13 protein-coding genes are annotated in these 13,592 nt (G+C 41.7%); 11 read left to right on the forward strand and 2 right to left on the reverse strand.

All coding sequences use genetic code 11. The features are described 5' to 3' along the window. Positions 1-105: 105 nt before the first annotated feature. Positions 106-2,193: a molecular chaperone DnaK gene (gene dnaK, locus NSP_RS14775; protein ID WP_006196938.1), complete on the reverse strand. Its 2,088-nt coding sequence runs from the start codon at positions 2,191-2,193 to the stop codon at positions 106-108. A gap of 317 nt (positions 2,194-2,510) precedes the next feature. Here dnaK and NSP_RS14780 point away from each other — a divergent pair, with 317 nt between their 5' ends. Continuing rightward, positions 2,511-3,359, forward strand: a complete 849-nt coding sequence (locus NSP_RS14780; protein WP_042202348.1) for a M28 family peptidase — start codon at positions 2,511-2,513, stop codon at positions 3,357-3,359. Positions 3,360-3,422: 63 nt separating this feature from the next. Continuing rightward, positions 3,423-3,836, forward strand: coding sequence for a DNA methyltransferase (locus NSP_RS14785; RefSeq protein ID WP_231859477.1), 414 nt, complete (start codon positions 3,423-3,425; stop codon positions 3,834-3,836). Positions 3,837-4,101: 265 nt separating this feature from the next. Here NSP_RS14785 and NSP_RS14790 read toward each other — a convergent pair whose 3' ends face one another. Next, the gene (locus NSP_RS14790) at positions 4,102-5,133 is read right to left on the reverse strand and encodes an NAD(P)/FAD-dependent oxidoreductase (protein ID WP_006196941.1); all 1,032 of its coding nucleotides are present in this window, start codon (positions 5,131-5,133) and stop codon (positions 4,102-4,104) included. Positions 5,134-5,353: 220 nt separating this feature from the next. Here NSP_RS14790 and NSP_RS14795 point away from each other — a divergent pair, with 220 nt between their 5' ends. From NSP_RS14795 to NSP_RS14835, 9 genes are all read left to right on the forward strand, one after another. Then, complete coding sequence (locus NSP_RS14795; protein WP_017804188.1) at positions 5,354-6,196, forward strand: YaaW family protein; 843 nt, start codon at positions 5,354-5,356, stop codon at positions 6,194-6,196. Next, positions 6,193-7,494 carry an O-antigen ligase family protein gene (locus NSP_RS14800; RefSeq protein ID WP_017804189.1) on the forward strand — a complete coding sequence of 434 codons (1,302 nt, stop codon included), beginning with the start codon at positions 6,193-6,195 and terminating at the stop codon, positions 7,492-7,494. The genes NSP_RS14795 and NSP_RS14800 overlap by 4 nt, the downstream gene beginning before the upstream one ends. A 100-nt stretch (positions 7,495-7,594) precedes the next feature. After that, positions 7,595-7,936 carry a nucleotidyltransferase family protein gene (locus NSP_RS14805; RefSeq protein ID WP_006198001.1) on the forward strand — a complete coding sequence of 114 codons (342 nt, stop codon included), beginning with the start codon at positions 7,595-7,597 and terminating at the stop codon, positions 7,934-7,936. After that, positions 7,923-8,270, forward strand: a complete 348-nt coding sequence (locus tag NSP_RS14810) for a HepT-like ribonuclease domain-containing protein (protein ID WP_006198002.1) — start codon at positions 7,923-7,925, stop codon at positions 8,268-8,270. Before NSP_RS14805 ends, NSP_RS14810 begins: the two co-directional genes overlap by 14 nt. 88 nt (positions 8,271-8,358) lie before the next feature. After that, on the forward strand, positions 8,359-8,883 hold the full coding sequence (locus tag NSP_RS14815; protein WP_006198003.1) for a Ycf51 family protein: 525 nt from the start codon (positions 8,359-8,361) through the stop codon (positions 8,881-8,883). Positions 8,884-9,330: 447 nt separating this feature from the next. Further along, a complete protein-coding gene (locus NSP_RS14820; protein ID WP_006198004.1) occupies positions 9,331-10,515 on the forward strand; it encodes an iron-containing alcohol dehydrogenase family protein in 1,185 nt (394 codons plus the stop codon). Then, complete coding sequence (locus NSP_RS14825) at positions 10,512-11,723, forward strand: aspartate aminotransferase (RefSeq protein ID WP_006198005.1); 1,212 nt, start codon at positions 10,512-10,514, stop codon at positions 11,721-11,723. The genes NSP_RS14820 and NSP_RS14825 overlap by 4 nt, the downstream gene beginning before the upstream one ends. A 316-nt stretch (positions 11,724-12,039) precedes the next feature. After that, the gene (locus NSP_RS14830; RefSeq protein WP_006198006.1) at positions 12,040-12,378 is read left to right on the forward strand and encodes an ArsR/SmtB family transcription factor; all 339 of its coding nucleotides are present in this window, start codon (positions 12,040-12,042) and stop codon (positions 12,376-12,378) included. A gap of 117 nt (positions 12,379-12,495) precedes the next feature. After that, positions 12,496-13,557: a PstS family phosphate ABC transporter substrate-binding protein gene (locus NSP_RS14835; protein ID WP_006198007.1), complete on the forward strand. Its 1,062-nt coding sequence runs from the start codon at positions 12,496-12,498 to the stop codon at positions 13,555-13,557. The last annotated feature ends 35 nt before the right edge of the window (positions 13,558-13,592 follow it).

Genomic DNA, 13,592 nt, shown 5'->3' on the forward strand with positions numbered 1-13,592 from the left:
CTTTTAATTTTAGTAATAGGGACTGGGGACTAAAGAATTTTGGATTTTAGATTTTGGATTTTAGATTGCAGTTTAATCCAAAATCTAAAATTTAAAATTGATTAACTACAACCAATCATCATCATCATCATCCCAGTTATCTTGGTAGGTTGGTCGCGTGGGTTTGCGAGCAGAACGCCTGTCGTCGTAGACTGGGGAACGGCTATCTCTGCCGTAGTTCCTATCGTAGTCTCTGTTGTAGTCCCTGCCATAAGAATCACGGGAATCACGTTCTCGATATGGATCACGGGAAAAATCGCGATCGCGATCGCGTTCCTTGTCGCCTCCTGTAAAAATGTCACGAATCGTCCCTAACAAGTCCTCGTCTTCGTCATCAGCATAATACTCACGGACTTCTCGGTTCAGTTCATACAAAGCATCTTGTAAGTCAGCATAGGCTTGATCAATGCCCCGGTCTTCATTTTCCTGGAGACTTTCCCGCAGTTCTCGACAAATACCATCAATGCGCTGGCGACGGTTGCGAGCAAACTGCATTCCAAATTCTAATGCCACTTCTCTGAGTTGGCGTTCAGCTTGTAAAATTAAAGCCTCAGAACGAGTCCGCTTTTCTACCCTTTCTTTACGTTCTCGGTCAACATCGGCATATTTTTGAGCATCCTGAATCATCCGATTTACTTCTGATTCACTCAAAGTCGAAGCACCTTGAATCGTGATGCTTTGTTCTCTTCCGGTAGTTCTATCTACAGCTGTTGCCTGTAAAATACCATTAGCGTCAATATCAAAAGATACCTGAACCTGGGGAATACCTCTGGGCGCTGGCGGGATACCATAGAGCTTAAAACGTCCCAGTGACTTGTTATTTGCTGCCATTTCCCTCTCACCCTGGACTACATGAATTTCCACAGTGTTTTGGTTATTTTCTGACGTAGAAAAAATGTCAGAACGGCGAACTGGGATAGTAGTATTGCGGGGAATCAGTTTTTTCATCACGCCACCAATGGTTTCTAATCCCAAAGATAATGGCGTAACATCCAAAAGCAGCACATCTTTGACTTCACCCGCCAAAATACCTGCCTGAATGGCAGCGCCGATGGCTACAACCTCATCAGGATTGACATTTTCATTGGGTTCTATACCAATTAAGTCTCGCACTAACTGCTTGACTATGGGTATTCGTGTCGAACCACCAACTAGCACCACTTCCTCAATATCTACAGGAGAGAGTCCAGAATCTTTGAGGGCGCGTTTGACTGGTGTCCGGATACGACTAATTAAGTCAATACACAAACCTTCAAATTGAGAACGAGTCAGGCGAGTTTCGAGATGTTTTGGTCCATCAGCTGTGGCGGTGATAAAAGGTAAGTTAATCTCAGTGACGCTGACCGCCGAAAGTTCAATTTTCGCCTTTTCCGCAGCTTCCATGAGACGTTGTAGAGATTGTCTCTCCCGGCGTAAGTCTACCCCTTCAGCTTCTTGAAATTGGTCTGCTAACCAATCGACTATTTGTTTGTCAAAGTCATTACCACCTAGTTGAGTATCTCCACTGGTAGCTTTAACTTCAAAAATGCCATCGCCGACTTCCAAAATTGACACGTCAAAAGTACCACCGCCCAAGTCAAAAACGAGGATAGTTTCAGTCGTACCTCTATCTAATCCATAAGCCAAAGAAGCGGCTGTAGGTTCATTAAGAATCCGCAACACTTCTAAGCCGGCAATTCTGCCAGCATCACGGGTAGCTTGTCGTTGAGAATCATTAAAATAAGCAGGAACTGTAATTACTGCCCCTGTCACCGCTTCACCCAAATAGCGACTAGCATCTTCTGCCAATTTTTTCATCACCATTGCCGAAATTTCTTCCGGGGCGAAATCCTTTTTAAGACGGGGACAGGGAATTTTAATATTACCTAATTCGTCTTTGCGGATCGTATAAGGTACACGCTTCGATTCTGGGCTGAGTTCACCATACTGCCGCCCAATGAAGCGTTTAACTGCAAAAAATGTATTTTGGGGGTTGAGAACGGTTTGCCGTCTGGCCATTTGCCCCACAACCCTTTCGCCCTCTTTGCTGAAACCGACAACAGAGGGGGTGGTTCGCATTCCTTCTGCATTGGCAATCACCACCGGCTTACCACCCTCCATTACGGCGACTACTGAGTTGGTTGTACCCAAGTCGATGCCGACTACCTTGCCCATGCGTTACTCTTCTCCTAGCGTGTCTTGTAATTTTATGATGATTATGCGGGACTACCTCTAGCTGTTTGCTATTGGATGAAAACACTTCAATGATATGATAGTCATGATTAGGGTAAGAAGTAGAGGAGTTTAAGCTTGAGTAGCTAGTTGCAAGACTAGGATAACATTGGGAATGCTAAGTATGTCCAAGTAGCTCAAATCTGATCCGGCAAATACTAAGCTTTACCGTTTGTTCAAGTTGGGAAATCCACCCTGATAAATGTTGCTTTTCCCTTTCTCCTGTCAGAAAAAGTTGATCCTGCAACTATTTTAAAGCTTTGATTTTAAAAGAGCGATTACTAAATCATCTGCGGCAGATAGCACGAGAACGCGATCCTTACATGGCGACGGCTGGGCATTTTTTTGTTCAAGAATACATCCGTCAAGAATTTGCCCAATGGGAAAGTGTGGAAATCCACACCTTTTTAGTACGTGGTAAAAGCTGTAACAATCTCATCCTCAATTTACCTTGTCAAGCTGGAAGGACAAAAAAAGATTTACCGCCAATTTTAATTGCGGCTCATTACGATGGTGTACCAGGGACACCAGGGGCGGATGATAATGCTACAGGTGTAGCGGTATTGTTGGAGTTAGCCAAAAAATTTGCGGCTGAACCCATTAAATATCCTTTACGGCTGGTAGCTTTTGATATGGAGGAATATGGGTTGCTGGGTAGTGCTGAATATGCAGCTTTGTTACATGAACAACGGCAACCTCTGCGTTTAATGATATCTCTGGAAATGTTGGGATATCGTGATTTTACCCCTAATTCTCAACGTTATCCATCTCCTCTAGAACGGTTTTATCCCAATCAGGGTCATTTTATTGCTTTAATTGGCAATTTACGCACAATCAGCGACTTAATCGGGATGAGTCGCCATATTCGCCAAGTTGGTGTACCTAGTCAGTGGCTACCTGTGCCGAATCGTGGTTTAATTGTGCCGCAAACTCGGCTCAGTGATCATGCGCCGTTTTGGGATTTGGGTTATCCAGCAATGATGGTGACAGATACGGCATTTTTAAGGAATCCCCATTATCATAAATCGAGTGATAGTATTTCTACTTTGGATTTAGATTTTCTCACAGGTGTTTGTGAAGGTTTAGAAGTGGCTATTCGGCGGTTGTAATGTTTGGAGAATTTACGATTTTTTCAAGAGCTAATTAAACAGAAAAATATACAAACAATTGAAATGCCGAAAAATTCAAATTTATCATTACTAGATAAAGATTCCCTATTTATTCCTTCTTCCTTTGAAAGAATTACTTTGTATGAAAAATTTAAATTCAAGATTATTCACAATTGTTATTTAGATAGAACATTAGTGAGTTTTCAAGCTAATAAGCAGTCTCCATTTTCTTCCTGGTTCAAGTATCGGGAAGGTTTTTCAGAACGTTTAGTTACTTATCTTTTAAAAGAATTCCAGCCACAACCAGGTATAATGCTCGATCCATTTTCTGGTTCTGGGTCATCTTTATTTGCTGCAAATGCTTTGAATTGGCAAACTATAGGAATTGAAGTTTTACCTGTAGGAATAACTGTTTGCATAAATTTTATTTCCTCTTTTATCCAAAATCAAGAAGTTTGTGCAACACAGAATATGTGATGTCTTCAATTTTAATGATGATTTTTACAGATCTTTTTTTTGATCAAAAAAATACATAAAACGCAGCATAAGTTATTAGATATCAAGAGAAACAGCTAGTAGAAAAAGATTAATCAATTAATTTAATTTTCCTATATTGTTGATTTAAATTGTTGATCAATTGCTGTTTACATATCCTAAATAACTGCAATTTTGTACCTATTTTTAAGAGAGCCGCAAAATTTTTATTTAGAACATTGAGTAACCTGTCTGGCGATAGATGAAATTATTCGGTAAATAATTGGAAAAAATCCAGATTGGGTAGAGGTAACTGGCGCAGGTAGTTATTAATTTCCCCAGATGCAGCAAGTCCAGAAATCATTGCGTCTTCGGCGAGATGTCCCCCACACCAATCACCACAACATACTAAAGGTATGGTAGAACTGGCAGATAATACCGGATTTGACCACGGACGACTAGGAAAAGCGTAACGCCAGCGATGTACTTGCATCCACTCTGGTGTTTCTAGCCAAGGAAGCGCTAACCTCTGAGCGGCTTTTTGCAATATATCTTTTCCCACTGGTTGTAAATCTGGGGTTTCTAAATGCAGTTCGGCAAATTTAGCGCTACTTTGCAAGACAAATACAGGTTGCTGGGGGTGGGGACGTTTGCTACTATCTAAACCAATCCATCCCAGAACAGGATCATCTGTAAATTTCCGGTCTTTCCAAGGTGGTAGTTCTACGGATGTGGCAGAATATCCAGCGATCGCACTCAAAGAAGGATAAAATTCTACAGAACCCAAATTGTCGATAAATTCTCTACCTAATACAGCTTCTCCCAATGGTGCTAACAGTGTCAAAGCTTGGGGAGCGGGAATAGCTAAAACTAAGGCTTTCGCTGTTAATTGTTCGTTACTTTCCAGAGTCAGACACCAACTATTTTCAGGTGTGGGGTTAATAGCTGTGACACGTTGATTTAGTTGGATTTGTAAACCTTGGGCGAGAAACTTGGCGATCGCACTCATTCCCGCAGGTACAATGTAACGGGGTGCTGAATCAAGTTGAGTCGGATTTGCCCACACTTCTACGATATGGCGATCGCGCAACAATTGCACAAAATTTCCGAATAATTCACCTTTAGGCTTCAAATAACAAGCCCCATGATCTGCCCAAGTTCCATATAATCGGCGTGTAGCTAGTCGTCCCCCCAAACCACGGGACTTTTCCACAACCAACACCGAATATCCAGCCTCAGTTAACCGTTGGGCGCATATTAAACCAGCCATTCCGGCACCAATTATAGCAATATCAGTCATACAATTTTAGATTTTAGATTTTAGATTTTAGATTTTTGTTCCATCCACAGATTTATCTGGCGGCTTGTAGCACTAAGGAACTATTGGTCATAATTTATTCGTGAGTACGGATACTGAACTCATAACCAATGACAAATGACCAATGACTAATGACAAATGACCAATGACTGCTAATAGTACAATAAAGTACATAAAGCCTGCACACAGAGAGGAAGGGAAATTGGATGAACTGAGGGCGGCGCTGGAGTTAGCGACAGAAGAGGAATTGCAAGATTTAACCGCAATTCTGTTTAGTCGTAAATTTAATCCCCTAGATTATGTTCATACACCTGAACCGATAGAGGTTCAAAGCCAAAATCATCAAGCTTGGTTAGATACATTAGAAAATCGATTTCGGTTTTTAGCAGCAGATGGGATGACGGTATTAAGGGGGCGCACAAGTCAAGTAACTTACCGTCAAGCATTAATTCAAGTATGTAAGTATCTCAAAATTCCCTATTCTGCTGAACTGACAACCGTTGATTTAGAAGCTGAGTTATTTTTACATCTATTAGGGCAGGTGTGGAAAAAATTGCCGGAAAATGAGAAACAAAAATTAAATCAACAGGTGCAACGTCAGTTGTCTCAGTCACAACTAAAACAACCTTTACCATTGTTATTGCAGCGTGATCCTTTGGGACTACTTGTGAAAGGTGGTAGCGCTTTGGCAGTTACTTCGATTCTTCAACCGTTGGTTTTGCAACAAATAGCCCGGCAATTTGCGATTCATTTTGCTAAATATCAAGTAGCTCAACAGACTGCAATTGCTGGTTCTCAAGCGGCTGCTAACCAATTTAAAGGCTATGTAGCTCTACAAATGGCGCGACGGGGTATGACGATGAATGCGGCTCGTTATGGGGCTGTTAGAAGCGTTTTTACCTTTATTGGGCCAGTGATGTGGACTTGGTTTTTTGCAGATTTAGGATGGAGAGCGATCGCTACTAACTATGGTCGCATTATTCCCACCATATTTGCTTTAGCACAAATTCGTCTCACCCGTGGGGAATATTGGGAACCAGCTTGAAGTTAGCTTTTAATCATCCCAACCCTCTTTTACAAACCCCTTGGAATGTTACCCAAATTGGACTCCTGATTTTTCCCTTGAGTCCGTTGGTGGGGGGTGTGAGTATCCTTTTGGCAGCATTAAGAACTTGCCAATTAGAATACCGCAGTGTTATCCACAGTCGCCTGAATTGGGGATTTGCTCTGTTAAGTGTATTACTAATTATTAGTTGTAGCGTTGCTGATGATAAAACACAGGCTTTTCTGGGCTTGTTTAATTTATTACCATTTTTTCTAGTTTTTGCTGGACTCAGCACTCTAATTCAGACAGTAGCCCAATTGCGGCAAATAGCGGTAATTTTCGTCATTGGTTCTGTACCACTGATGATTATGGGCTTTGGGCAGATGTTTGGGGGTTGGAGTTTCCAGTTACAGGTTTTGTGGATTTTATTAGATTTAGGACTCGCACCTGGAGGAAATCCACCAGGACGGATGGCTGCTATTTTTATGCACGCCAACCTGTTTGCGGCTTATTTGGCGATCGCCTTCACCTTGGGATTAGGATTATTGTTAGAACAATGGCGATCAAGATCCAAAATTACCACAATTTTTTTAACGCTGTCGGTAATTACTAGCTTTGTTGCTTTAATTTTAACTGACTCACGTAATGGATGGGCGATCGCGATCGTTGCCTGTTTAGCTTATGCACTTTACCAAGGTTGGCATCTGATTATAGCTGGTGTTGTCAGTGTAATTACTAGCGTCCTGTTAGCAGCTTTCGCGCCATCACCAATGGCTGAAACCTTTCGGCGATTTGTGCCGACTTTCTTTTGGGCGCGGTTAAATGATCAAATGTATCCAGATAGACCAGTGGCTTTAATGCGAACCACTCAATGGGAGTTTGCTTGGTCTTTAACACAGCAGCACCCCTGGACAGGTTGGGGTTTACGCAGTTTTAGCGACCTCTACAAAGCACAGATGCAAATTGATTTAGGTCATCCCCACAACTTATTTTTGATGCTATCTGCTGAAACTGGTTTACCAAGCGCACTTTTATTTTTTGGCTGTCTGGCTTGGATATGGTTTGCAGGTGTGGAATTGTTGCAGAAACCCAACTATCTAGACAAAAAAGATAAATTGATAGTTTTCAGTTATATTGTTGTAATTTTACAATGGCTGATATTCAACACCGTAGACGTAGCTTTATTTGATTTTAGGCTAAATACAATTTCGTGGTTGTTTTTCTCTGCACTTTGGGGAGTTGTGTATAGCAGTTCTCGTTTGAATCGGTACGGTGAAGAATTCATTGACCACAGATGAACATATCTCTATACACGGAATCGGGAAAGTTGCTTTTATAGCCAGAATTTTCCAAATTCGATAGCCAGTAAATAAAGTTTACACATTGTTTACAGAGATTATGACCAAAGCAGAAACAGAAACAGTTAAACAATTAGCAATCGCCCTACCAATGAATGCCATTCAATCCTTTTGTCAACGCTGGCAGATTGTTGAATTATCAGTATTTGGCTCAATTTTACGCGATGATTTCAATGCTGAGAGCGATGTGGATTTTTTGTATGCCCTCAAAACTAATACTCGCTGGAGATTATCAGATTTAATTGATGCTGAAGAAGAATTAGAAAAAATGCTCAGTCGAAAAGTTGATTTAGTGGGGAAAACGACTATTGAACAGAGTCATAATTGGCTCCGAAAACAGAATATTCTTTCATCTGCAAAAGTTATTTATGAAGATGAATAGAGATTTGGAATCCCTGCTCGATATCAATCATTACAGTTGCAATACGATTTTGTTTGTATCGGGAATGACGAAAGCTGAATTTGCAGAAGATCCAAAAACTATCGCAGCAGTGATGTACGCGGTCGCCATCATGGGAGAAGCCACCAAAAGATTATCAAATGAATTTCGGAGTCAGCATTCCCATTTACCTTGGAAGGAACTTGCAGGTTTGCGCGATCGCTTGGTGCATGATTATAAAAATATCGACCTGGATATACTGTGGGATGTGGTTTCGGTGGAAATTCCAGCATTACTGGTGAGTTTAGCACCTTTATTACCGAAAAAGGATGAGTAAGATTAAAGGCGATCGCGCCCAAGTGCAACGACTCGGTAAAATGGATGTGTCCGTCATCAAGTAAAATAGGCCTAAGTATCCCATTTGTATGCTTACAACATCTGACTTTTTTCAGTATGCCCAATGGTCGGGTATCGCCACTCTGGTATTCGGTGCGATCGCCGTTCTGGCTTTTATACTCAAATGGGGTATCCGCTTTCGGCTGGTAGGTACAACTGGCTTTATGCTGGTGCTGACGGGTGGTTTATTTGCTCTCTCGTTGGTTCCTCTGAGTCGCACTGTCATTCCAGGCGCTGTAAAATACACTCTCGTTTATGATAATGCTTCTACACAAACTGTAATTGCAACATCACCTAATATTACCCCCTACCAATTAGAAGCAACTTTACGTCAAGCGGCTAGTAACCTTTATTCTTTCGGTCGCTTAGGTTCACGCTCAAACAATCAACTAACGATTCGCGCTCGCACCGTTATTCATCCTGAACCAGGGGTTTCTGTACCTCTGTTCTTGGGTCAAATTAAGCGCACATTGGCTAGCCGTGAAGATGCGGATATGGATATCGAAATTTACTTGGAAAAATTCGATCAATTACCTAATTCTGCTACTTCATAGCAACTAGGGGCGGGTTTACCAATATCCCCGTTAATGTTGAATGATATCTGTTAACCCGCCCCTACTACAGGGAAAAAACCCATTTATTTGTTACCAAAATCACATATATTTTTGGTATTACACTATACAAAAATCATGAGATTTAGATTAAAATAGAAATTACGCAAAAAACCGTACCCTTCGGGAAGCTTCGCTAACGGCTGACGCTCACGGCGAAGCCTCTCAAACTCTCATGACTCAGTGTACTCAGTGTCCTCTGTGGTTAGTTTTCTTCTAAATTCTACATAACCACCATCAAATAAAAAGTATAAATTCTCAGGATTGAAAAATTTGTAGTTCAGAATTTGAGACGAATGGGCATGATTAGAGCCAAGAGAAACGAAAATTCCTGGACATAAGTCTAAAATTTTATTAAGAAATATCAATATTTTGGCAAACTAGAATTATATGCCCAATCAACTTTCTACTCAAACTGTGTCTACTCAAACCCCTAGCTCATTCTTGACGCTGACGGTTGCTCCAGGAAAAATCATTCGTGGTTCTGGAGTGTTGCAGACAGCATCAGCAGAAATTACCCGCTTAGGGACTCGTCCATTAATTATTGCCGGGAATTCGACCCAAGAGATCGCTCAAAACAATTTACAAGCAATTTTAACCAAAGGAAACACCGCTCAGTCCTCCTATGGTGTAGATTGCTGTGAAGCTAGTTTAAAAGCTTTAAAGAAAACAGCCCAGGAACATCAAGCCGATGTAATTATTGGTATCGGTGGCGGTAAAGCCTTGGATACAGCTAAATTAGTCGCTGATCAATTGCATTTACCAGTGGTGACAATTCCCACCTCAGCAGCTACCTGTGCGGCTTGGACTGCCCTTTCTAACGTATATTCTGAGTCGGGGGCTTTTCTCTACGATGTGGCGCTGTCTCGCTGTCCTGACTTATTAATCCTTGACTATGATTTAATTCAAACAGCACCACAACGGACATTAGTTGCCGGAATTGGGGATGCGATCGCAAAATGGTATGAAGCATCAGTGAGTAGTGGTAATTCTCAACAAACCTTAATTATCTCCGCAGTGCAACAGGCGCGAGTTCTACGAGATATATTATTGCAAAAGTCAGCTACAGCCCTGAAAGAACCAGGAAGTGAGGTTTGGCAAGAAGTCGTAGATGCTACCGTGTTACTGGCTGGGGTAATTGGCGGCATGGGTGGGGCGCAGTGTCGCACAGTTGCCGCCCATGCGGTACATAATGGTTTAACTCACATTTCCGGACACAGCAGCATACATGGTGAAAAAGTTGCATACGGTATTTTGGTGCAACTGCGCTTAGAAGAAATGTTACAAAGCAATCAACTAGCGGCATCGGCACGGCAACAATTATTAAAGTTCTATGCAGAGATTGGACTACCAAAGAATTTAAGTGATTTAGGTTTAGGTAACATTACATTACAAGAGTTACAAACAGCCGCCGAAATTGCTTTAGAACCTAAATCAGATATCCATCGACTACCGTTTAAAGTTGCACTAGAACAGTTAATGGCAGCGATGGTTTCTACAACTGCACCAACGGATAGTAGAGATGTGATAAATCGTGTTTCCACTAGGGGAATGAGTGAAGAGGTTTCAGAATGAACTTGAATTGGATTACCCCCGCAGAACGCATACAACAGCTACCGCCTTATGTTTTTGCCCGTTTGGACGAATTGAAGGCGAAGGCGCGAGAACAAGGGCTAGATTTAATTGATTTGGGCATGGGAAACCCGGATGGGGCGACACCACAGCCTGTAGTAGAAGCTGCAATGGCGGCTTTACAAAATCCCGCAAATCACGGTTATCCGCCTTTTGAAGGAACTGCTAGTTTTCGCCGTGCCATCACTAATTGGTACAATCGCCGTTATAATGTCATACTTGATCCTGATAGTGAAGCTTTACCGTTACTGGGTTCTAAAGAAGGATTAACTCATTTAGCGATCGCCTATATTAATCCTGGTGATGTAGTTCTGGTTCCTTCTCCCGCCTATCCCGCCCATTTTCGCGGGCCGTTAATTGCTGGGGGAAAAATTCACAGCTTAATTCTTAAACCGGAAAATAACTGGTTAATTGATTTAGCAGCTATTCCCGATGCAGTTGCAGAACAAGCCAAAATTCTTTACTTTAATTATCCCAGTAATCCTACTGCTGCCACCGCACCTCGTGAATTTTTTGAAGACATCGTAGCTTTTGCGCGGAAATACGAAATTCTGCTAGTGCATGATTTATGTTACGCCGAATTAGCCTTTGATGGTTATCAACCCACCAGCTTGTTAGAAATTCCCGGTGCGAAAGAAATTGGCGTAGAGTTTCACACCTTATCCAAAACCTACAATATGGCTGGTTGGCGTGTGGGTTTTGTGGTGGGGAACCGCCATGTGATTCAAGGTTTGCGAACTCTCAAAACCAATTTGGATTATGGCATTTTTGCAGCTTTGCAAACCGCAGCCGAAACAGCTTTGCAATTACCAGATGTGTATTTGCATGAAGTCCAACAGCGCTACCGTACCCGCCGAGATTTTCTCATAGAGGGTTTAGGAAAATTGGGTTGGGATATTCCCAAAACCAACGCCACTATGTATCTGTGGGTGAAATGTCCCGTGGGTATGGGTTCTACAGATTTCGCCTTGGATGTCTTGCAGCAAACTGGCGTTGTTGTCACCCCTGGTAATGCCTTTGGGGTTGCAGGTGAGGGCTATGTACGGATAAGTTTAATTGCAGATTGCGATCGCTTGGGCGAAGTTCTGCATAGATTTAAACAAGCTGGAATCCGCTATCAACCCGAAGCTGTCGTTTCTGCTTCACAATAGAGCAAGTCCTAAGTTGACAATTTCGTAGACAAAACTATACTTATATTGACAAAAATCAATATATATTTTAGGAAAAAATCAACTACTTGATATATAATACGGTGATATCAAGTATTGAATTGAGACTATTGCCGACGCGAAAACCAAGCAATGATGGTGGTAGTCTTTTTCAGAAACTTAATTGGAACACAATCGCGTCTGGCTAAGGCGTGAAAGTCTACTGAGGGATAACTGCTCCCATGCTCCCGTTGAAGTAGAAAGTAAAGTCTAGTTTTGTCTAGGTTTTATATAGCAGATAGAATTATATCCGGAAAAAATGTCGCTGATACCTACCCCCTCTGCTACCAATTCTCATTTAATTGCTGCTGGCTTTCATGCACTTTCTGACCCCATCAGAATTGGCGTATTGGAACTGTTACGAAAGCAAGAACAATGTGTGTGTGATTTGTGCGATGCTTTGGGGGTGAGTCAGTCCAAGTTATCTTTTCACCTCAAAACTCTCAAAGAAGCCCGCTTAGTTAACGCCCGTCACGAAGGACGCTGGATTTATTACAGTTTAAATTTGCCGCAATTTAGCATCTTAGAAGCATATTTAGCCGAGTATAGCCGATTAGGGCAAATATCTCCGGCGCGTTGTTGTGATAACTTTTCCTGATATATCAAGTTTTATTGATGAATGTTTGTATACATTGACTTTACAGGGGTTGACATATCAATTTTTTTTGAAATGATATAAACATAACCTGTAATATCACCCCTAGAGGTGAAGTCAATGAAAGCAACCGCAAACAAATTGGCTCTCGCTCTGGGTGTGTTGGTTGTGTCTACCAGTTGTGCGACATCATCCAATACATCTAGTAAAACTCCCCAGTCAGCAAATGTGGCTCAAGTGAGTGATTCCACAAAAGTATCGCAGATTAGGATTGACGGTTCTAGTACAGTTTATCCGATTACAGTGGCGATCGCCGAAGCATTTCAACAAACAAAACAACAAAATAAAGCACAAATCACAGTCAACTTCTCCGGTACTGGCGGGGGGTTTGAAAAATTCTGTGCTGGCGAAACAGATATTAGCAACGCTTCTCGACCAATTTTGCAACCAGAAATGGTAGCTTGTGACAAAAATGGCGTAAGGTACTTTGAATTACCAGTAGCCTATGATGCCCTAACTGTGGCTGTCCATCCGCAAAACGACTGGGCAAAAGATATTACAATAGCAGAACTGAAAAAGATTTGGGAACCTGCGGCAGAAGGTAAAATCACCCGTTGGAATCAAGTCCGTGCATCTTGGCCAAATCGTCCCTTAAATTTATATGGTGCTGGTGAGCAGTCTGGTACTTTTGATTATTTCACAGAAGCAATTGTCGGTAAAGCCAGAGCTAGCCGCAAAGATTACACAGCCAGCGAAGATGATGAAACCTTGGTTGCAGGTATTAATAACGACCCAAATGCCCTCGGTTATTTTGGCTATGCTTATTACGAACAAAACCAAGATAAGTTAAAAGCCTTAGCAGTAGATAGTGGTCAAGGTGCTGTTTTACCATCCAGAGAAACAGTAGAAAAATCTCAATATCAACCATTGTCTCGTCCTTTATTTATCTACGCTAATTTTGAGTTGGCACAAAAGAAACCAGCAGTAAAAGACTTTTTGGAATTTTACTTAAAGAATGCACCACAGACAGCAATTTCTGTAGGTTATGCACCTTTGCCAGATGAAGCATATAACATCGATTATGTCAACTTCAATAAAGGCAAAGTCGGAACAGTATTTGAAGGGGAAGCGCAGTTAAACCTAACCATTGGTGAGTTGCTACGGAAACAAGCCAAGTTTTAGTCATTGGTCATTGGTCATTGGTCATTAGTCATTAG

The sequence above is a fragment of the Nodularia spumigena CCY9414 genome (assembly GCF_000340565.2).
Lineage (GTDB): Bacteria > Cyanobacteriota > Cyanobacteriia > Cyanobacteriales > Nostocaceae > Nodularia > Nodularia spumigena.